Genomic DNA, 18,639 nt, shown 5'->3' on the forward strand with positions numbered 1-18,639 from the left:
GGCGTGGCCCGGCTGCTAGTTGGTCACGAGGACCTTGAGAGCGGTGCGCTCGTCCATGGCCTTGTAGCCGTCGGGGATCCCCTCGATGCCGACGGTCATGTCGAAGACGGGTGAGGCGTCGACGGTCCCGTCCAGGACGTCGGGCAGCAGCTCGGGGATGTAGGCGCGGACCGGCGCCACGCCACCGCGCAGGGCGATGTTCCGGTCGAACAGGACACCGAGGTCGAGGCCGGTGCCGCTGCCGTGCGGCACGCCGACGAAGCCGATGGCGCCGCCGTCGCGGGTGATGTCGACCGCCGTCCGCATGGACTGCTCGGTGCCGACGGCCTCGACGACGGCGTGGGCGCCCTGGCCGCGGGTGAGTTCGCGTACGGCCTCGACGGCGGCCTCCCCGCGCTCGGCGACGACGTCGGTGGCGCCGAAGCGGCGCGCGATGTCGGTGCGGACCTGGTGGCGGCCCAGAGCGATGATCCGTTCCGCGCCGAGCCGTTTGGCGGCGAGCACCGCGCACAGGCCGACCGCTCCGTCACCGACGACGGCGACCGTGGCGCCCGGGCGGACGCCCGCCCCCAGGGCGGCGTGGTGGCCGGTGCCCAGGACGTCGGAGAGGGTCAGCAGGGAGGACAGCAGACGGCTGTCGGAGGCCGCCTCCTTGGGCAGCCGTACGAGCGTGCCGTCGGCGAAGGGGACGCGTACGGCCTCGCCCTGACCGCCGTCGTAGCCGACGGAGCCCCAGAAGCCGCCGTGCTCGCAGGAGGTGGTCAGGCCCTCGCGGCAGTAGTCGCAGACGCCGTCGGACCACATGAAGGGCGCGACGACGAGGTCACCGCGCCTGACCGTGCCGACCTCGGAGCCGGTCTCCTCGACCACGCCGAGGAACTCGTGCCCGATGCGCTGCCCCGGCTGCCGGGCCGCCTCACCGCGGTAGGCCCACAGGTCGCTGCCGCAGATACAGGCGCGCAGCACCCGCAGCACGGCGTCGGTGGGCAGTTGCACCACCGGCTCGGGGACGTCCTCCACACGCATGTCGTACGGGGCGTGGATGGTGGTGGCGCGCATGTCGAGGATCCTTCTCGTGCGAGGGTGCGGCTGCGCTCAGGGGGTGGTCGAGCGCACCTCACCGTACGTCGCCATCGGCCCCGGGCGCGCTTCGAGGGCTCGCAGGGTGCCCGTGGCCAGCAGGAACTGGGCGGCGAGGTACGTGAGCATGATCCACAGGTCGGGGCGGGGCGGCTGGGGCCAGTCGGCGACGCCGGTCGCGATGAGGGTGTCCGAGAGCAGGAAGAGCGCACCGCCGAGTCCGGCGACGGGGCCGAGCCGGACGGCGGCGGCGCAGGCCATGGCCACGAGCAGGGTGCTGTAGCCGGCGACGGGGACGCGGAGGCCGGCCGGCAGGTCGGGCCACAGCAGGGCGACCGTGGTGACGAGGGCCGTGGCATAGGCCGGGACGAGGAGGGCGGCTCGCGCGCGTGGCGTGCCGCGCCGGCCGAAGAGGGCGAGGTAGCAGACGTGTCCCGCGGCGAAGCAGGTCATGCCCGCGAGGAAGGCGGGGTCGGCGTCGGACAACAGGAGGATGTCACCACCCCAGCCGCACAGGAGCGCGGCGACGAGCAGACGTGGCGCGCCCCGGGCGGCCGCCCACGCGGCGAGGAGCGGCATGAGGAGGGGCTTGGCGACGACGTGACCGCCGTGGGAGCCGACGGCCAGGGAGGCGAGATCGAGGGCGGCGGCGAGGGCGAAGGCGGCGAGGAGGACGCGGCAGCGGTTCCCGGAGATGCGCGGAGTCCTCACGCGGGCACGGTTTCCTCGGCGGTCTCCGCAGCGGGGGCAGGCCCCCAGCCCGGTCCTCTGAAGACCCGGCCGGCCCGCTCGCGCCAACTCCGCGCGTTCTTGATGTCCTTGACGATCGCCACGTATTCATGGGTGGCCACCTTGATCGGGTTGAACGTGTTGATGTTCTTGGTCAACCCGTAGACAGGCCGTTCGGTCTCGGCGACGAACGAGCCGAAGAGCCGGTCCCAGACGATGAGGATCCCGCCGAAGTTGCGGTCCAGGTAGCCGCCCTGGGAGGCGTGGTGGACCCGGTGGTGGGACGGGGTGTTGAACACGAACTCGAACCAGCGGGGCATCTTGTCGATGCGTTCGGTGTGGATCCAGAACTGGTAGACGAGGTTCGCGGAGGAGCAGAAAGCGAGCGCGGCCGGATGGACCCCCGCGGCGACGAGGGGGACGTAGAACGGCCAGACGGTCAGGCTCGTCCAGGGCTGGCGCAGCGCGGTGGTGAGGTTGAACTTCCGGCTGGAGTGGTGGACGACGTGACAGGCCCACAGGATGCGGACGACGTGGTGGCCGCGGTGGGACCAGTAGTAGAAGAAGTCCTGCGCGAGCAGCATCAGGGGGATCGTCCACCACAGGACGGGGACGCGCAGCGGGGTGAGTTCGTACAGGGCCGTGTAGACGGCGACGATCGGGATCTTCCAGAGGAAGTCGAAGAGGAGGCTGCCGAGTCCCATGCCGATGCTGGTGACGGCGTCCTTCGCCTCGTAGCCCGCCGCGTCCTCGTCGGGATGGATGCGCACGCTGATCACCTCGACGACGGTGAGCAGCACGAAGGCGGGTATGGACCAGACCACGACATCGGGGAGGTTCGGCATGCGTGCACCGTAGAACCGCAGATCGGGCCCGGCTAGACGTTGTTACCGACAAGTATTGACGGCGGTACGCGCTTGCTTCTTGGTGATCTCCGCCAAGGGGTCCCGGGCAACGAAACGCCCTCGCAGAGAGACGCTCGCCCAAGGGACGGTCTGCCCGTCGACTAGACCCCCGCCGCCCCCAACAGCATCCCCACGCCATAGGTGACCCCCATCGCCAGCAACCCGCCCCCCACGTTCCGCAGCACCGCCCGCCCCGGCGCCGCCGCCCCCAGCCTCGCGCTGCTCCAGCCGGTCAGCACCAGCGCGCCGACCACCGACACCACCGTGACCGGCACCCGCCATCCCGACGGGGGCAGGACGATGGCCAGCAGGGGAAGCAACGCGCCCGCCGTGAACGCCAGGAAGCTCGCCCAGGCCGCGTGCCAGGGGTTGGTCAGTTCGTCCGGGTCGATGCCGAGCTCCACGCGCGCGTGGGCCCGCAGGGCGTCACGTTCCGTCAGCTGCTGAGCCGCCTCCAGGGCCACGTCCCGGGAGAGGCCGCGCTGCTCCAGGAGTTCCGTCAACTCCTCCAGCTCCGCCTCCGGTTGCTCGCGGAGTTCCCGCTTCTCCTGGGCCAGCGCCGCCTTCTCCGAGTCCCTCTGCGTCGACACGGAGACGTACTCGCCGGCCGCCATGGACAGCGAGCCGGCCAGCAGCCCGGCCAGACCCGCCGTCAGCAACGCGGAGCGGTCGCTCGTCGCCCCCGCCACGCCGACGACCAGTCCCGCGGTGGAGACGATGCCGTCGTTCGCGCCCAGGACAGCCGCGCGCAGCCAGTTGAGGCGGGCGCCGAGGGCGCCGCCGTGGGCCTCGTCATGCGTCGGTTCGGTCATTCCCGGAGGATCGCACTCCTGTGCCCAGGAGCCTGGTACCGACGCCGCCGTGAAGGACTGTCAGTCGCGGCCCGTATCCTCAGGGACCATGCTCGAAGACCAGTCGACCGCAGCGTCCTCCCCCACAGCGTGGCCGGCCGCGTATCCGCAGGGATACGCGGTCGTCGACGTGGAGACCACCGGCCTGGCCCGGGACGACCGGATAATCTCGGCGGCCGTCTACCGGTTGGACGCCCGCGGTGAGGTCGAGGACCACTGGTACACGTTGGTCAATCCGGAGCGCGATCCCGGCCCGGTGTGGATCCACGGGCTGACGAGCGACACCCTCGAAGGCGCGCCCCTCTTCCAGGACATCGCCGAGGAGTTCTCGGCCCGTCTCGACGGGCGCGTCCTCGTCGCGCACAACGCCGTCTTCGACTGGCAGATGATCGCCCGCGAGTACGCGCGCGCGGGGCGGGTGGCGCCGGTGAGTCAGCGGCTGTGCACCATCGTCCTGTCCAAGGAGCTCGGGCTGCCGCTGCCCAACCACAAACTGGAGACGCTGGCGGCCCACTTCGGCGTCGTACAGCGGCGGGCGCACCACGCCCTCGACGACGCGCGCGTGCTCGCGGAGGCGTTCCGGCCGAGTCTGCGGGCCGCGGCCGCGCGCAGTGTGCGGCTGCCGCTGCACGAGTGCCGGCCGCTGACCGAGTGGACGGACCGGGCCGTGCCCCGGCAGTCCTCGGGCTACGGCAGCTATCGGCCGACCAGTTGGCGGCCCGCGCGCAAGCGGCCCGCGTGCCCCTACCCCAACCCGGGGCGGTACGTGGACGGCAGACCGCTCAAGCAGGGCATGCGGATCGCGTTCTCCGGGGACACCTCGACCGAGCGGGACCTCCTGGAGGACCGGGCGGTCGAGGCCGGGCTGCATGTCGCCACCAGCATCTCCCGGCTGACCAGCCTCCTCGTCACCAACGACCCGGACTCGGGCACGTCCAAGGTGGTCAAGGCACGGCAGTTCGGCACACCCGTCGTCGACGAGGCGGCCTTCGGACAACTTCTCCGGGACGTGGAACCGGCGTCGGAGGGGTGACCGTACGGCACGGATCACCGGCGCAGGGGCGTCCGTAAGGAACAGCAGGGGCAGACGTAGGGAACGAGCGAACCGGCGGCAGGGGAGGCCGCAGGAAACAGGCGACCGGCACCGGGGGCGGCCGTGGGGACCAAGCGAGCGGCGTCAGCGGAGGCCGTGCGGAACAGGTGCCGGCGTCAGGGACGGCCGTACGCCACAGGGTGACCGGCGTCGGCGGGGGCCGGTGGCTGCCGACGGACGGGTGATTGTCGTACGACTCGCCCGGCATCGGCTCGCCCCCGCGGCGGTCACCGCTCACCCTGTGGCGCATGGCGACTTGCGAAGTTTGCGGCAACAACTACGGAATGACCTTCGAGGTGCACGCCCAGGGCGCGGTGCATGTCTTCGACTGCTTCTCCTGCGCGATCCACCGGATGGCACCGATCTGCGAGCACTGTCGTGTGCAGATCATCGGGCAGGGCGTGGAGGTCGAGGGCCACTGGTTCTGTGGTGCGCACTGCGCCCGCGCGGAAGGGAAGGCCGGCATCGTGGACCGGGTCTGACCCACCCCTGCCCGGCAGGAGGGCACCCCCTGCCCATGGCACCCCACGACCCTGGAGGTACCGTCGTGGGGTGTACCGCTTCCTGTTGTCCCGGCAGTGGGTGATCCTCACGCTGGTCGCCCTGCTCCTCATCCCCACGATGATCCGGCTGGGCATCTGGCAGATGCACCGCTACGAGGAGCGCACCGCCCGCAACAACCTGGTGACCGAGGCGCTGAACGCCGAGCCGGTGCCGGTGGAGGAGATGACCTCCCCGGGGCACACGGTGACCACGCACGACCGGTACCGCAAGGTCACCGCCAAGGGGCGCTTCGACACCGCCGCCGAGGAGGTCGTCCGGCGCCGCACCAACTCCGACGACGAGGTCGGCTACCACGTCCTGACCCCCTTCGTCCTCGACGACGGCAAGGTGCTCCTGGTCAACCGTGGCTGGATCCCCTCCAACGGGCCGAGCCAGACCGCGTTCCCGAGGATCCCCGCGCCCCCCGCCGGAGAGATCACCGTCACCGGGCGGCTGATGCCTGACGAGACGACCGCGGCGAGCGGCATCAAGAACCTCAAGGGGCTCCCGGACCGGCAGGTCATGCTGATCAACAGCGAGCAGGAGGCCCGGCGGCTGGGCAAGCAGGTCCTCGGCGGCTACATCGCGCAGATCTCGCCGGAGCCGAAGGGTGACACCCCCGAGCTGATCGGCGGCAACCCCGGCAGTGAGGACGCCGCGCTGAACTACGCCTACGCGATCCAGTGGTGGCTGTTCTCGGTCGGCGTGCCCATCGGCTGGGTGATCCTGGTCCGGCGCGAGCTGCGCGACCGCCGCGAGAAGGCGGAGCGGGAGAGCGCCGCGGAGGCCGAGCCGGCCGCGGTGTGATCCGACGGCGGACCGGACAGGTGGCCCTTCCGGTCCCGGCGGTGATCTTCTCGGCCCGGCGGTGTCACTCCCCCGGCCCCACCGCTGATTGCCGTTTCGACCAGCCGGGAATCCGCACTGCGTGCACCCCCGAACCCCGCCGGCTCACCGGATCCCCCGTATCGAGGACTACGCCCTCATCGGCGACGAACAGACCGCCGCGCTGGTCGGCACGGACGGCTCCGTGGACTGGCTGTGCCTGCCCCGCTTCGACTCGGCGGCCTGCTTCGCGCGGCTGCTCGGCGACGAGGAGAACGGCCACTGGCGGATCGCCCCGCAGGGCGCGGACCGGTGCACCAGGCGCGGCTACCGCCCCGGCACCCTCGTCCTGGACACCGAGTGGGAGACCGACGAGGGCGCGGTGCGGGTCACCGACCTGATGCCGCAGCGCGACGTCGCCCCCGATCTCGTACGGGTCGTGGAAGGGCTGCGCGGCCGGGTCACCGTACGCAGCACGCTGCGGCTGCGCTTCGAGTACGGCTCGATCGTGCCGTGGGTGCGCAGGGCCCACGGGCAGCGGGTGGCCGTCGCGGGACCCGACTCGACATGGCTGCGCAGCGTCCCCCCGGTGCACACCTGGGGCGAGCACTTCGGCACGCACTCGGAATTCACCGTCGAGGAGGGCGAGAAGGTCGCGTTCGTCCTCACGTGGCACCCCTCGCACGAGCCGCGCCCTCCGCTGACCGACCCGTTCGAGACGCTGGAAAGCAGTGTGGCCGACTGGCAGGAGTGGTCGGCGCGCTGCCGCTACGACGGCCCGCACCGGGACGCCGTGGTCCGCTCCCTGATCACCCTCAAGGCGCTCACCTACCGGCCCACCGGCGGCATCGTGGCCGCGGCCACCACCTCGCTGCCCGAGGAGATGGGCGGGGTGCGCAACTGGGACTACCGCTACTGCTGGCTGCGCGACTCCACCCTCACCCTGGGCGCCCTCGTGCAGTGCGGCTACCTGGAAGAGGCCGAGGCCTGGCGGAACTGGCTGCTGCGCGCGGTCGCCGGCGACCCCGCGGACCTCCAGATCATGTACGGCGTCGCGGGCGAGCGGCGGCTGCCCGAGTTCGAACTGCCCTGGCTGTCCGGCTTCGGCGGCTCCCGGCCGGTCCGGATCGGCAACGAGGCCGTGAAACAGCTCCAGCTGGACGTGTACGGCGAGGTCATGGACTCGCTGTCGCTGGCCCGGCGGGCCGGACTGCCGGCCAAGCCGCACATGTGGTCCCTCCAGAGCGTCCTGCTGGACTTCCTCCGGGCCTCCTGGCGGCAGCCGGACGAGGGGATCTGGGAGGTGCGCGGCGGGCGCCGCGACTTCGTCCACTCCAAGGTCATGGTGTGGGTCGCCGCCGACCGCGCGGTGCGCGCCCTGGAGGCCTTCCCCGAGCTGGGCGGCGACCTGGAGGGCTGGCGCGCGCTGCGCGAGGAGGTCCACCGCGAGGTCTGCGAGAAGGGCTACGACGCCGAACGCAACACCTTCACCCAGTACTACGGCTCCCGCGAGCTCGACGCGTCCCTGCTGCTCATCCCCCGAGTCGGCTTCCTGCCCGCGGACGACCCGCGGGTGGTCGGCACCATCGACGCGGTCCGCGCCGAGCTGGAGCACGACGGGTTCGTACGGCGGTACAGCGCCGAGAAGACGCCGGTGGACGGGCTGCCCGGCGGCGAGGGCAGCTTCCTGGTGTGCTCGTTCTGGCTCGCCGACGCGCTGCATATGACGGGCCGCAGGAAGGAGGCGCGGGCGCTGTTCGAACGGCTGCTGGGCCTCGCCAACGACGTGGGGCTTCTGTCCGAGGAGTACGACCCGGTGGCCGGCGCGCAGCTCGGGAACTTCCCGCAGGCCTTCAGTCACATCGGACTGGTGACGACCGCCCTCACCCTCTTCGGCGCCGAGCAGGCAGGATAGGGGCCATGGATCTTGGGCTGAAGGACCGTGTGTACGTCGTCACCGGAGCGACCCGTGGGCTGGGCAACGCGGCCGCGCGTGAGCTGGTCGCGGACGGGGCGAAGGTCGTGGTGACCGGGCGGGACGAGTCGCGTGCGCTCGCCGCGGCGGCGGAGCTGGGGCCGAACGCGGTGGGCGTGGGCGTCGACAACGCCGACCCGTCGGCGGCGCAGGCTCTGATCGCCGCCGCGCGTGAGCATTTCGGCGGGTTCGACGGGGTGCTCATCAGTGTCGGTGGGCCCCCGCCCGGGTTCGTCGCCGACACCACGGACGAGCAGTGGCAGGCTGCGTTCGAGTCGGTGTTCCTGGGGGCCGTTCGATTGGCCCGGGCGGCCGCGGCGGAGCTGGAGGCCGGGGGTGTCATCGGGTTCGTGCTGTCGGCGTCCGTGCACGAGCCGCTTCCCGGGTTGACCATTTCGAACGGGCTGCGGCCGGGGCTCGCCGGGTTCGCGAAGTCTCTTGCCGACGAATTGGGGCCGCGCGGAATTCGGGTGGTGGGGCTTCTGCCGTCCCGTATCGATACGGATCGGGTGCGGGAGCTGGACGGGATGTCCGCGGACCCGGAGGCTACTCGGGCTGCGAACGAGTCCCGGATTCCGTTGCGGCGGTATGGGACGCCGGAGGAGTTCGGGCGGGTGTCGGCGTTTTTGCTGTCGCCGGCTGCTTCATACCTGACCGGGGTGATGCTGCCCGTTGACGGGGGCATGCGGCACGGGTTCTGAGGCGCGGGCCGGTGGGGGCTTGTCGCGCCCACGCGGCAGAGCCGCAAATTGATACAGCCCCGCGCCCCTGGGCTTCTCAACTGACCCTTTCTGCCTTGTGCTTGACCGCCGTCATGCGGACCTCGGCCGGAAGGGACTCGAGCCCTGCTGAATTGCGGGCGTGGGTCAGGGCCTCTGCCGTCAGGTAGTTCAAGGTTGTTCCGGGGTCCACGTGCGGTTCCAGGTGGAGGCGTACGTGGGTCTCCGGAGCCTCCGGACGGCCCTTCAGGCGGGCCTGGGCCCTGTGCACTCCGTCCAACTGGGCCGCGTCGCCCGCCAGTACGCCCTCCAGGGCCCGGCCCCTCAGCAGTGCGCCCTCGCCGTCGCCCGTGTTGACGCGGACCTCCGTGAGGCGGCGCCTGCGCAGGACCGCCGTCAGCCACCACAGGGTCAGGAGCACCACCAGGGCCAGCGCGGCGATGACCGTCGGCCACCACCAGCTCTCGCTGTTCCAGCGGGTGCGCTCGGCGTCGCTCAGCAGGACGTCGTGCTTGCCGTCGTGGATCCACCAGGACGGCGGGTTCACACCGAGGCCCACGGCGAGCACCGAGCCGCCGAGCACCAGCAGCGACAGACCCACCAGGCCGATCAGTACGCGGTTGACGGTCCTCAGCATCGGTCTCAGCCCTTCTTCCGGGCGGCGCGCGCCACATGCACCGCGAGGGCGGGGGGCCGGGACAGACCCAGTCCCCTGATCGCCTCCGCGAGGGTCAGGTCCAGGTCGGCGCGCACGTCGTCCAGTTCGCGGAAGTGGGAGACGGCGCGGACGTCGGCCTTCCGCCGCCTCATCCGGACCCGCGCGGACTGGACGCCGGCCACCTCCATGGCCCGGTCACGCAGGACCATGGCGGCGGCGTCCCGGTGGAGGCCGGCGCGGACGTCGGGGTGGGCGCGGTGCATCGGGAGGACCGCGCGCAGGCCCGGCGTCACGGCCAGCACGATCAGCCACAGGCCGAGGACTGCGGCCACGCCCGCGCCGAGCAGGACCCAGGTGTCGTCCAGGGGGCGGGCGGCGAGCTGCCGGGCGAGTTCGCGGCGCCAGTGCATGGGCGGCCGGTGGGCCCGGACGGCTGCGATGTCGTAGAGGAAGACGCCCGCGGTCAGCAGGAGCAGCAGCGCGACGACGGCCGCCGGGATCCTGCGCGCCGACCAGAACCGGCGTTGGGTGCCGCCGGTCTCGCCCTCCGGCACCGGTGGTGGTCCGTACGCGGCCGCCGACGCGGACTGACCGCGCTGATCCGGCTCGGCCGCCCGTTCGATGACCGGCAGTCGTTGTGTGGTGCCCTCGGAGCCCTGGGGCTCGCTCATCGCGTCCTCCCCTGTGCCACGCCGTGTCCCTGTGCCGGATGCAGCCGCTCCACCTGGACGGCGACCTCCGACACCTCCATGCCCACCAACGCGACTACCCGCTCGACCACTTGCTGACGCACCGCTTTGCAACGCGCCCCGATGTCGCAGGGATAGTCCAGTTCCAGGTGCATGCGGACGCGGGCCAGCCCGTGGTGGACGACGACGGTGGCGTACGGGGGTTCGGCGTCGGCGGGCAGCGCTCCGAGCGCCTCGCGGGCAGCCTGTCCGGCGACCTTCGCCACCACCCGGTCGGCGATGCGGGTCGCGCCCCGCTCGCCCGGCGCCACGACGTCGGCGGTCCCGGGTCTGCGGACCGCTTCCGCCTCGCCCGCCTCACCGGTCTCGCTGCTCACAGGCGTCATCGCCGCCGGTCACGCCGGTCGTCACGGCTGCGGAAGAAGTCGCCGACCTCCAGGTCCCCCTCCAGGAACCGGCCGACGACGAAGCCGATGGCGCCCAGCGCCGCCACCAGCAGGAAGGCACCGAACCCGCCGAAATACCCTGCGAAGCCCAGCGCCATACCGGCGATCATGCCGGCCACGGCCATGCTCATCGTGCGCTCCTCTGAAGGTCCTCAAGGTGGGTGCGGTCACTGGATCCGGGGTTCCGGTTCCTCGTCCTCCTCGTCGGGCAGCTTCACATCGCTCACCGCGATGTTGACCTCGACGACCTCCAGCCCGGTCATGCGCTCCACGGCGGCCACGACGTTCTCCCGTACGGCCTTGGCCACGTCGGCGATCGAGACGCCGTAGTCGACGACGATCTCCAGGTCGAGCGCGGTCTGCACCTCGCCGACCTCGGCCTTGACCCCGCGGGTCACGGACTTGGAGCCGCCGGGCACCCGGTCGCGCACGGCACCGAAGGTGCGGCTCAGGCCGCTCCCCATGGCGTGCACGCCGAGGACGTCCCGGGCCGCGAGCCCGGCGATCTTCTCCACGACCCCGTCGGCGATGGTGGTACGGCCCCGGGTGGCCGGGTCACCGCCACCGCGCCTGGTGGTCTTGCGCAGCTGCGGCTCCGCCTCGGTGCTCTGCGTCATGTCGGTCATCGCCGTCACCCCTTTCGGTGGTCCTCCTTCGACCACCGTAAGTGCGCTGGCGCGATCTCGCGCCGGAGATGCGGCAGGCTGGAGGAATGACGGCGGAGCAATGGGCACGGACGGTGCGGCACCAGCTGGGACTGGGCAGGCTGCTGCCCCTGGGCGGGCCGGGCGACGGGGCGTGGATCTCCGAGGAGGCGGCCACGGCGGTGCTGCGGACCGCCGCGCACGGCCTTGTGGGGGTACGGCTGGGCACCGTCCGGATCGGACTCGCCCATCCGGGGGACGCGCACGAGTCCGTCGTGCCGGCGCCGCCGTCCGCGCTGCGGCCCGGCCCGCTGCGGCTCACCGCGGAGTTCGGGGCCACGCCCGCCGAGCCGTTGCCGGTGACGGCGGAGCTGCTGCGCGGGGTCCTGGCCGGGGCGGCCGCCGAGTCCCTGGGCCTCGATCTCGGCGCGGTGGACCTGCGGGTGACGGCCCTGCTGGACGAGACGCCGCTGCCGGACGAGGCGGCGGAGCCCTCCGCCGTACGGCCGGGACCCCCTTCCGCAGGACAGCCCACGGCGCCGCGTCCCGCGGAAGCGGCGCCCGGCGACGAGACCCTGGCGGCCGTCGCCGCGCTGGCGGTGCCCGGTGTGAGCATGCTGACCGGTCTCCTGGGGCGCCCTGTGCATATCGGGGACCGTGAGACCGGGGAGGGCGCGCTGCCACGCCGCCATGTCCGCGTCGAACTGGCGGTCGGCGCGGGCCGCCGGGCCGTGGACGTGGCCCGTGAGGTCCGCGCCGCCGTGGGCACCGCGCTACCGGATCATCCGACGGTGGCCGTGCTGGTGACGGCGGTGACGGGTTAGTCGGTCCCCGATGCCGTGCTGGTGACGGCCATGGCGGGTCAGTCACCGATGCCGTGCTGGTGACGGCCGTGACGGGGGTCAGTCACCGATGCCGTGCTGGTGACGGCCGTGACGGGGTCAGTCCCCGATGCCGGCCAGGTCGCGCAGCCGTCGGGTCTGGGCGGCCCGCTCGGCGCCGCGCTGCTCGTCGTAGGTCCGGTCCTGGGCGCCACGCAGCAGCGCCTTGGTCTCGATGACCGCGTCGCGGGGGGCGGACAGGAGCGCCGCCGCCAGGTCCTTGACCGCGCCGTCCAGCTGGTCCAGGGGGACGGCGATGTTGGCGAGGCCGGTGTTCACCGCTTCCTCGGCCGTGACGAAGCGCCCGGTGGCGCAGATCTCCAGCGCCCGGGCGTAGCCGACGAGGCCCACCAGGGGGTGGGTGCCGGTGAGGTCGGGGACCAGGCCGAGGCTGGTCTCACGCATGGCGAACTGCACGTCGTCGGCGACGACGCGCAGGTCACAGGCGAGGGCCAGCTGGAAACCGGCCCCGATGGCGTGGCCCTGTACGGCGGCGATGGACACGACGTCACTGCGCCGCCACCAGGTGAATCCCTCCTGGAACTCGGCGATGGCGGCGTCGAGTTCGGAGTCACCGCTGCGGGCGAGGTCGATGAACGACGGCTCGCCCTCGATCCCCTCCGGCGTGAACATCTGCCGGTCGAGCCCGGCGGAGAAGGACTTGCCTTCGCCACGCAGGACGACGACCCGGACGGAGCCCGGCAGCAGCCGACCCGCCTCGCCGAGGGCACGCCACAGAGCGGGACTCTGGGCGTTGCGCTTGGCGGGGTTGGTCAGCGTCACCGTGGCGAGGGTGTCCTCGACGGTGAGCCGTACGCCGTCCTTGTCGAGCAGGGGAACGAGTTCCTGGCCGTCCTGGCTGGACGTAGCCATGGGGCGCCTCCGATGCGTGCGGTCATCTCAGTGCCGTGGCTCGGCACAGCTAAGTGACTGCACAGTAACCACCCGGTCGACCGGTCGATCGACCGGGTGGCCACCATCGAAGCCGATGGGCCGCCCGGTTCAGGACGATGCGGCCTTCTTGCCCCGCGTCGCTCCGCCACGCCCTCGAAGCGTGACGCCCGATTCGCTGAGCATCCGGTGGACGAAGCCATACGAGCGGCCGGTTTCCTCGGCCAGCGCCCGAATGCTCGCACCGGAGTCGTACTTCTTCTTCAGGTCTGCCGCGAGCTTGTCGCGCGCGGCGCCGGTCACCCGGCTGCCCTTCTTCAGAGTCTCGGCCACCCGTGCCTCCTCATGGGAAGTGCGCTCTGGTCTCCTCATGATCACCCCTCCGGGCGTTCATGGCCACCCATTCGGCAAGGTCCGTGAGACATGGTTTTGACGACAGGAGCGAGTCCCCACATACGGAATCTGTAATTCCACCGAAGCGTGTTCGTACCGCCGAACGGGTTCATTTGTGAAGTGCCAGGTCAGCGACGCGCAACGGCCGAGCCCTTGTCGATGAAGGGCTCGGCCGTGAAATGGATGTAGGACACACTTCGGTACGAGGAGATCTCACACAGATGATGGATCACCGGTAAGCCGAATGATCCATACGCCGTGGATCACGCTTTCGATCAAGTCGCGCTGACCCCGGCGGACCGCTCTCAGGCGAGGGCGACGAGGTCCGCGTAGTCCGCGCCCCACAGGTCCTCGACGCCGTCCGGCAGCAGGATGATCCGCTCCGGCTGGAGCGCCTCGACGGCGCCCTCGTCGTGGGTGACCAGGACGACGGCGCCCTTGTAGGTGCGCAGCGCGCCGAGGATCTCCTCGCGGCTGGCCGGGTCGAGGTTGTTGGTGGGCTCGTCCAGGAGCAGGACGTTGGCCGAGGAGACGACCAGGGTGGCGAGTGCGAGGCGGGTCTTCTCGCCGCCGGAGAGGACCCCGGCCGGCTTGTCGACGTCGTCGCCGGAGAACAGGAAGGAACCCAGCGTCTTGCGCACCTCGACGAGGTCGAGGTCGGGGGCCGCCGAGCGCATGTTCTCCAGGACCGTGCGCTCCGGGTCGAGGGTCTCGTGCTCCTGGGCGTAGTAGCCGAGCTTGAGGCCGTGGCCGGGCACGACCGCGCCGGTGTCCGGCTGCTCGGTCCCGGCGAGCAGGCGCAGCAGGGTCGTCTTGCCCGCGCCGTTGAGGCCCAGGATGACCACGCGGGAGCCCTTGTCGATGGCCAGGTCGACGTCGGTGAAGATCTCCAGCGAGCCGTACGACTTCGACAAACCCTCCGCCATCAGCGGGGTCTTGCCGCAGGGCGCGGGCTCGGGGAAGCGCAGCTTGGCCACCTTGTCCTGCTGGCGGACCGCCTCCAGGCCGGACAGCAGCTTGTCGGCGCGCTTGGCCATGTTCTGCGCGGCGACCGTCTTCGTCGCCTTGGCGCGCATCTTGTCGGCCTGCGAGTGCAGGGCCGCGGCCTTCTTCTCGGCGTTCTGCCGCTCGCGCTTCCTGCGCTTCTCGTCGGCCTCGCGCTGCTGCTGGTAGAGCTTCCAGCCCATGTTGTAGACGTCGATCTGGGCGCGGTTGGCGTCCAGGTAGAACACCTTGTTGACGACCGTCTCGACCAGGTCGACGTCGTGGGAGATCACGATGAAGCCGCCGCGGTAGCTCTTGAGGTAGTCGCGCAGCCAGATGATCGAGTCGGCGTCGAGGTGGTTGGTCGGCTCGTCGAGGAGCAGGGTGTCGGCGTCCGAGAACAGGATCCGGGCCAGTTCGATACGGCGGCGCTGACCACCGGAGAGGGTGTGCAGGGGCTGGCCCAGCACCCGGTCGGGGAGGTTCAGCGCGGCGGCGATGGTGGCGGCCTCGGCCTCGGCGGCGTACCCGCCCTTGGTGAGGAACTCCGTCTCCTGGCGCTCGTACTGCCGCATGGCCTTCTCGCGGGTGGCGCCCTGGCCGTTCGCGATGCGCTGTTCGTTGTCGCGCATCTTCTTGAGCAGAACGTCCAGGCCCCGTGCGGAGAGGATGCGGTCGCGGGCGAGCACGTCGAGGTCGCCGGTGCGGGGGTCCTGGGGGAGGTAGCCGACCTCGCCGGAGCGCGTGATCTGGCCCGCGGCGGGGATGCCCTCGCCGGCGAGGCACTTGGTGAGCGTGGTCTTCCCCGCGCCGTTGCGGCCGACCAGACCGATGCGGTCGCCCTTGGCGACGCGGAACGTGGCGGACTCGATGAGGACTCGGGCGCCGGCGCGCAGCTCGATACCGGAGGCGGAGATCACGGACAGACTCCAGGGGCGGGTTGTGTGGCGGGTGGGCGGCTGAGGACGTTCCCGCCGTCTAATGCGCGAGGAGAATGGCCATGGGCCAAGTCTAACGGGGCCGTGCAAGCACTTTTTCTGCGTTCGGGTGTTCGATCGGTCTCGCTCCGGGTATCCGGTCGGTTCCGTCGCCCGGTCCCGTCGACGTCCCCCGTTCGGGTGAGTGACCTGGGCCGGGCGGGGACCGCCGGGCAAGGATGCCCTGCGGGGGGCCGGAACGCGCAGAGGGCGGAATCCGCATGCAGTTCGACGACGACGCCAGTCTGGACACCTCCGAGGTGCAGGACGTGCGCGGCAGCCGCGTCCCGGGCGGGAAGGCGACCATCGGGGGTGGCATCGGCGGCCTGGTCGTCCTGCTTCTCGGTCTCTTCCTCGGCGTCGGCCCCGATCAGCTCGGCCTCACCGACGGCGGCGGACAGCCGGACGCCACGGCCTCCGGGCTCGCGCAGGTCGATCGGGACTGCAAGACCGGGCAGGACGCGAACACGCGCGACGACTGCCGCATGGTGGCCGTGGTCAACAGCGTCCAGGACTACTGGGACCAGGAGTTCACGCGGCGCGGCACCTCCTACGAGCCCTCCCGCACGGTCTTCTTCAGCGAGCGGGTCGGCACGGCGTGCGGGTCGGCCACCTCGGCGGTCGGGCCGTTCTACTGCCCGGGCGACCGCAAGGTCTATCTGGACCTCGGGTTCTTCGCCGAGCTGCGCTCGAAGTTCGGGGCCACCGGCGGGCCGTTCGCACAGGCGTACGTGGTGGCCCACGAGTACGGGCACCACGTGCAGGACCTGACCGGCACGCTGAGCCGGTCGCAGGACGGGCGCACCGGGGCCGGCAGCAACGCGGTGCGGGTGGAGCTCCAGGCGGACTGCTACGCCGGCGTGTGGGCCTGGCACGCGACCACCACGAAGGACGAGTCCACGGAACGGCCGCTCATCACGAGCCTCACGGACGCGGACATCACCGACGGTCTGGACGCCGCGGCGGCCGTGGGCGACGACCGGATCCAGGAGCGCTTCCAGGGGCGGGTGACCCCGGAGTCGTGGACGCACGGGTCGGCGAAGCAGCGGCAGCAGTGGTTCCGGCAGGGGTACGAGTCGGGCGACATGGCCCGCTGCGACACCTTCCGCTGAGCGGGGACGCGCACGGGACCTTCGGTGAGCGGCGACCGGCACGGACCTTCCGGTGAGCAGCGACCGGCACGGACCTTCCGGTGAGCGGCGACCGGCACGGACCTTCCGGTGAGCGGCGATCCGCACGGGGCGCGGGCTGTTCTGCCTGGTCACAGGCGATTGTCAGTGGTCGCTGCAAGACTGTTTCGCAGAGGGGACCACGGCACTCGGTTCACGAGGGAGTGATCGGCATGACGGGGACGAGCGGCACGCGTCCGAGCATCTACCCGACCCTGCTGTACGCCGACGCGAAGGCGGCGATCAGGCAGCTGACGGAGGTGTTCGGGTTCACCGAGTCGTCGGTGTACGAGGGCGAGGACGGCCTGGTGATGCACGCCGAACTGGTGCAGGGCAACGGCGCGGTGATGCTCGGCTCCAAGGGCCGCGGCGGCCTCTTCGACGCGGCGATGAAAGAGGCGGGCACGACCGGGGTGTACGTCGTGGTGGACGACGTCGACGCACACCACCGCCGGGCCGTGGAGCACGGCGCGGAGATCCTGATGCCCCCGACGGACCAGGACTACGGCTCCCGCGACTACATGGCCCGGGACCTCGAGGGCAACATCTGGAGCTTCGGCACCTACGCGCCGGAGATACGCGTCTGACTCATCCTCCGGCGCTCACCATCCGGCGACCCTCCGGCAATCAGCCTCCGGTGTGCACCTGGAAGGCGGCGCGGCGGACGGCCTTGGCGAGGGCCGGGTCGGGGTGGGCGGCGGCGAGCGCGACCAGGACCTGCACGGTACGGGGATGGCCCACGGCCCTGACCTCGTCGAGCAGTTGGGGGACGGTCGGCTGGAGGGCGGACTCCAGGTGCCGCACCAGCATCGGGGCCTCGCCGTGGTCCGCGACGGCGGCAGCCGTGTCGACCCACAGCCAGGTGGCCTCCTCCCGGGTGAGGACCTCGTGGGCGTCCTCCGGGTCGATGCCGTCGTGCTCGGCCAGCCACAGCAGGGCGTACGGCCGCAGGGTGGGCTCCTCGGCCACCGCGCGGACGTCCGGCTCGGCCGGGGCACCGACCACCCGCAGGGCCTCGAAGGCGAGGCCGCGCAGCAGGGCGTCATCGCCGCGGGCGGCGCCGAGCAGCTCGGTGACGGCGCTGCCGACCGGGCGGGCGGCGAGCCAGGCGCGGTACTCGGCGCGGGCCGCGTTGGGGCGCAGCTGGGCGCAGCCGCGGAGCATCTCCTCGGCGGCGACCTCGATGTTCCCGGCGGGGCTCTGCGCGGCCACGCAGATCTGCTCCAGCTTGACCCACACCGCCCAGTTGCCGAGCGGGGTGAGGGTGGCCTGGCCGTCTCCGTAGGTCAGGGCGCCGACGGAGGCGAGGGCGCGCAGGGCCCAGTCCAGAAGGGGGGCGAGGGGGGCGTCCTGAGGCTCCGTCGCCTCGGGCTCCTCCACGGGCTCCGGCTGGGGGCCGTAGGGGATCTCGCAGCGCTCGGTGCGCAGTTCGATGACGCGCTGCTCCAGGAGGTCCAGGAGCTGCTCGACGGGGACCGGTCCGGCGGAGAGCTGGAGGAAGGAGAGGACCTGGGGCATGGCCGAGACGACCTCGGCGACGGCGGCGGGCTCGCGGTCGCCGGGCTCCGGGTGGGCGAGCGACCAGGCGTCGAAGAGTGCGACCCAGCCGCGCAGCACGGCACTGTCGTCGCGGTCCCAGGCGCGCAGCCGCCAGCCCGGGCGGGCGCTGTTCCCGTGCACCTCGATCAGGCCGGCGAGGCGGGCGGTGTCCCAGTCGGCGCGGATCTGAGCCGCGGTCAGTCCGAGGTCCGCGGCCGCGCGTTCGGCCGTCTCGTCGGAGAGCGTGCCCTTGCCGTCGCTCGCGCCGTCGCCGCCGGGCCGTAGCGCGTCGTCGGCCCAGTGGGCGAGGCGGGCCGCGTCGGCCAGGCCGGAGCGCGCCATTCTGGCCAGTTCCGCGGGGGCCGGAGTGCCCTCCGGGGGGCGGGGCGCGGGGCGGCGAGGGCGTCGCTGGTTCACAGCTGTGGGGGCGGCGGCCAGGGGTCGCGGGCGGACGAGTCGAAGCCTGGAGTCGCGCGGGATACGGGACGTCACGGGTGCAGTCTTCCGGTTGACGGTCCGAAAACCCAAACGGAATGCCACCGCGGGCGACAGGCAGGGCCGACGCCGGGCCCGCGCGGAGGGGTATACGCCGAGATCAGGCCAGTGGTACGGGCTTAAACGGAAGCGGTGGGACCGGGGGGCGGAAAC

21 protein-coding genes are annotated in these 18,639 nt (G+C 71.9%); 8 read left to right on the forward strand and 13 right to left on the reverse strand.

What is annotated here, in order from left to right:
• Window positions 1-15: 15 nt before the first annotated feature.
• The 4 genes from IF54_RS0114450 to IF54_RS0114465 form a co-directional block, all read right to left on the reverse strand.
• Window positions 16-1,059: a zinc-dependent alcohol dehydrogenase family protein gene (locus tag IF54_RS0114450; RefSeq protein WP_030318375.1), complete on the reverse strand. Its 1,044-nt coding sequence runs from the start codon at window positions 1,057-1,059 to the stop codon at window positions 16-18.
• A gap of 36 nt (window positions 1,060-1,095) precedes the next feature.
• Window positions 1,096-1,791: a lysoplasmalogenase gene (locus IF54_RS0114455; RefSeq protein WP_030318376.1), complete on the reverse strand. Its 696-nt coding sequence runs from the start codon at window positions 1,789-1,791 to the stop codon at window positions 1,096-1,098.
• Window positions 1,788-2,654 (reverse strand): sterol desaturase family protein, encoded by an 867-nt coding sequence (locus IF54_RS0114460; RefSeq protein WP_030318377.1) that lies wholly within the window; start codon window positions 2,652-2,654, stop codon window positions 1,788-1,790. Before IF54_RS0114460 ends, IF54_RS0114455 begins: the two co-directional genes overlap by 4 nt.
• 161 nt (window positions 2,655-2,815) lie before the next feature.
• The gene (locus IF54_RS0114465; protein ID WP_030318378.1) at window positions 2,816-3,526 is read right to left on the reverse strand and encodes a VIT1/CCC1 transporter family protein; all 711 of its coding nucleotides are present in this window, start codon (window positions 3,524-3,526) and stop codon (window positions 2,816-2,818) included.
• An 88-nt stretch (window positions 3,527-3,614) separates the two neighbouring features.
• Between IF54_RS0114465 and IF54_RS0114470 the strand changes: the two genes are divergently transcribed.
• The 5 genes from IF54_RS0114470 (at window position 3,615) to IF54_RS0114490 (ending at window position 8,702) form a co-directional block, all read left to right on the forward strand.
• Window positions 3,615-4,598, forward strand: coding sequence for a DEDDh family exonuclease (locus IF54_RS0114470; protein WP_030318379.1), 984 nt, complete (start codon window positions 3,615-3,617; stop codon window positions 4,596-4,598).
• A 308-nt stretch (window positions 4,599-4,906) separates the two neighbouring features.
• The gene (locus IF54_RS0114475; protein WP_078616881.1) at window positions 4,907-5,140 is read left to right on the forward strand and encodes a hypothetical protein; all 234 of its coding nucleotides are present in this window, start codon (window positions 4,907-4,909) and stop codon (window positions 5,138-5,140) included.
• 70 nt (window positions 5,141-5,210) lie between these two features.
• Complete coding sequence (locus IF54_RS0114480; RefSeq protein WP_030318382.1) at window positions 5,211-6,008, forward strand: SURF1 family protein; 798 nt, start codon at window positions 5,211-5,213, stop codon at window positions 6,006-6,008.
• 121 nt (window positions 6,009-6,129) lie between these two features.
• The gene (locus IF54_RS0114485) at window positions 6,130-7,941 is read left to right on the forward strand and encodes a glycoside hydrolase family 15 protein (protein WP_030318384.1); all 1,812 of its coding nucleotides are present in this window, start codon (window positions 6,130-6,132) and stop codon (window positions 7,939-7,941) included.
• A gap of 5 nt (window positions 7,942-7,946) precedes the next feature.
• Window positions 7,947-8,702, forward strand: coding sequence for an SDR family oxidoreductase (locus IF54_RS0114490; protein ID WP_030318386.1), 756 nt, complete (start codon window positions 7,947-7,949; stop codon window positions 8,700-8,702).
• Between the two features lie 76 nt (window positions 8,703-8,778).
• Here the strand turns inward: IF54_RS0114490 and amaP are convergent, their stop codons facing one another.
• The 5 genes from amaP to IF54_RS0114515 are packed head-to-tail and all read right to left on the reverse strand — an operon-like array spanning window position 8,779 to window position 11,139.
• The gene (amaP, locus tag IF54_RS0114495; protein WP_030318388.1) at window positions 8,779-9,357 is read right to left on the reverse strand and encodes an alkaline shock response membrane anchor protein AmaP; all 579 of its coding nucleotides are present in this window, start codon (window positions 9,355-9,357) and stop codon (window positions 8,779-8,781) included.
• A 5-nt stretch (window positions 9,358-9,362) separates the two neighbouring features.
• On the reverse strand, window positions 9,363-10,049 hold the full coding sequence (locus IF54_RS0114500) for a DUF6286 domain-containing protein (protein ID WP_030318390.1): 687 nt from the start codon (window positions 10,047-10,049) through the stop codon (window positions 9,363-9,365).
• Window positions 10,046-10,453, reverse strand: coding sequence for an Asp23/Gls24 family envelope stress response protein (locus IF54_RS0114505; RefSeq protein ID WP_030318392.1), 408 nt, complete (start codon window positions 10,451-10,453; stop codon window positions 10,046-10,048). Before IF54_RS0114505 ends, IF54_RS0114500 begins: the two co-directional genes overlap by 4 nt.
• Window positions 10,450-10,644, reverse strand: coding sequence for a hypothetical protein (locus tag IF54_RS0114510; protein ID WP_030318395.1), 195 nt, complete (start codon window positions 10,642-10,644; stop codon window positions 10,450-10,452). Before IF54_RS0114510 ends, IF54_RS0114505 begins: the two co-directional genes overlap by 4 nt.
• Before the next feature lie 36 nt (window positions 10,645-10,680).
• On the reverse strand, window positions 10,681-11,139 hold the full coding sequence (locus tag IF54_RS0114515; protein WP_020140752.1) for an Asp23/Gls24 family envelope stress response protein: 459 nt from the start codon (window positions 11,137-11,139) through the stop codon (window positions 10,681-10,683).
• A gap of 86 nt (window positions 11,140-11,225) precedes the next feature.
• Between IF54_RS0114515 and IF54_RS0114520 the strand changes: the two genes are divergently transcribed.
• Window positions 11,226-11,981, forward strand: a complete 756-nt coding sequence (locus IF54_RS0114520; RefSeq protein WP_030318397.1) for a hypothetical protein — start codon at window positions 11,226-11,228, stop codon at window positions 11,979-11,981.
• A 117-nt stretch (window positions 11,982-12,098) separates the two neighbouring features.
• Here IF54_RS0114520 and IF54_RS0114525 read toward each other — a convergent pair whose 3' ends face one another.
• The 3 genes from IF54_RS0114525 to IF54_RS0114535 all read right to left on the reverse strand — a co-directional run bounded on the left by IF54_RS0114525 (window position 12,099) and on the right by IF54_RS0114535 (window position 15,226).
• Window positions 12,099-12,911, reverse strand: a complete 813-nt coding sequence (locus IF54_RS0114525) for an enoyl-CoA hydratase/isomerase family protein (RefSeq protein ID WP_030318399.1) — start codon at window positions 12,909-12,911, stop codon at window positions 12,099-12,101.
• A 129-nt stretch (window positions 12,912-13,040) separates the two neighbouring features.
• A complete protein-coding gene (locus IF54_RS0114530; protein WP_004002281.1) occupies window positions 13,041-13,262 on the reverse strand; it encodes a helix-turn-helix domain-containing protein in 222 nt (73 codons plus the stop codon).
• A 365-nt stretch (window positions 13,263-13,627) separates the two neighbouring features.
• Entirely contained in the window at window positions 13,628-15,226 is a 1,599-nt protein-coding gene (locus IF54_RS0114535; protein WP_030318402.1) for an ABC-F family ATP-binding cassette domain-containing protein, read from the reverse strand.
• A 278-nt stretch (window positions 15,227-15,504) separates the two neighbouring features.
• Between IF54_RS0114535 and IF54_RS0114540 the strand changes: the two genes are divergently transcribed.
• Window positions 15,505-16,395: a neutral zinc metallopeptidase gene (locus IF54_RS0114540; protein WP_030318407.1), complete on the forward strand. Its 891-nt coding sequence runs from the start codon at window positions 15,505-15,507 to the stop codon at window positions 16,393-16,395.
• Window positions 16,396-16,625: 230 nt separating this feature from the next.
• Window positions 16,626-17,039, forward strand: coding sequence for a VOC family protein (locus IF54_RS0114545; protein WP_030318409.1), 414 nt, complete (start codon window positions 16,626-16,628; stop codon window positions 17,037-17,039).
• A 40-nt stretch (window positions 17,040-17,079) separates the two neighbouring features.
• On the opposite strand, the gene IF54_RS0114550 is transcribed toward IF54_RS0114545, so the two are convergent.
• Window positions 17,080-18,333: a hypothetical protein gene (locus IF54_RS0114550; RefSeq protein ID WP_030318412.1), complete on the reverse strand. Its 1,254-nt coding sequence runs from the start codon at window positions 18,331-18,333 to the stop codon at window positions 17,080-17,082.
• Window positions 18,334-18,639 lie beyond the last annotated feature (306 nt).

Origin of the sequence: Streptomyces sp. NRRL B-3229 (assembly GCF_000719505.1) — a bacterium.
GTDB lineage: Bacteria > Actinomycetota > Actinomycetes > Streptomycetales > Streptomycetaceae > Streptomyces > Streptomyces griseorubiginosus.

Bases quoted from the DNA above. Each gene is read 5' to 3' on its own strand.
- IF54_RS0114450 (WP_030318375.1), bottom strand. From the start codon at position 1,059: ATGCGCGCCACCACCATCCACGCCCCGTACGACATGCGTGTGGAGGAC.
- IF54_RS0114460 (WP_030318377.1), bottom strand. From the start codon at position 2,654: ATGCCGAACCTCCCCGATGTCGTGGTCTGGTCCATACCCGCCTTCGTG.
- IF54_RS0114465 (WP_030318378.1), bottom strand. From the start codon at position 3,526: ATGACCGAACCGACGCATGACGAGGCCCACGGCGGCGCCCTCGGCGCC.
- IF54_RS0114470 (WP_030318379.1), top strand. From the start codon at position 3,615: ATGCTCGAAGACCAGTCGACCGCAGCGTCCTCCCCCACAGCGTGGCCG.
- IF54_RS0114475 (WP_078616881.1), top strand. From the start codon at position 4,907: ATGGCGACTTGCGAAGTTTGCGGCAACAACTACGGAATGACCTTCGAG.
- IF54_RS0114490 (WP_030318386.1), top strand. From the start codon at position 7,947: ATGGATCTTGGGCTGAAGGACCGTGTGTACGTCGTCACCGGAGCGACC.
- amaP (WP_030318388.1), bottom strand. From the start codon at position 9,357: ATGCTGAGGACCGTCAACCGCGTACTGATCGGCCTGGTGGGTCTGTCG.
- IF54_RS0114500 (WP_030318390.1), bottom strand. From the start codon at position 10,049: ATGAGCGAGCCCCAGGGCTCCGAGGGCACCACACAACGACTGCCGGTC.
- IF54_RS0114505 (WP_030318392.1), bottom strand. From the start codon at position 10,453: ATGACGCCTGTGAGCAGCGAGACCGGTGAGGCGGGCGAGGCGGAAGCG.
- IF54_RS0114510 (WP_030318395.1), bottom strand. From the start codon at position 10,644: ATGAGCATGGCCGTGGCCGGCATGATCGCCGGTATGGCGCTGGGCTTC.
- IF54_RS0114515 (WP_020140752.1), bottom strand. From the start codon at position 11,139: ATGACCGACATGACGCAGAGCACCGAGGCGGAGCCGCAGCTGCGCAAG.
- IF54_RS0114520 (WP_030318397.1), top strand. From the start codon at position 11,226: ATGACGGCGGAGCAATGGGCACGGACGGTGCGGCACCAGCTGGGACTG.
- IF54_RS0114525 (WP_030318399.1), bottom strand. From the start codon at position 12,911: ATGGCTACGTCCAGCCAGGACGGCCAGGAACTCGTTCCCCTGCTCGAC.
- IF54_RS0114540 (WP_030318407.1), top strand. From the start codon at position 15,505: ATGCAGTTCGACGACGACGCCAGTCTGGACACCTCCGAGGTGCAGGAC.
- IF54_RS0114545 (WP_030318409.1), top strand. From the start codon at position 16,626: ATGACGGGGACGAGCGGCACGCGTCCGAGCATCTACCCGACCCTGCTG.
- IF54_RS0114550 (WP_030318412.1), bottom strand. From the start codon at position 18,333: ATGGCGCGCTCCGGCCTGGCCGACGCGGCCCGCCTCGCCCACTGGGCC.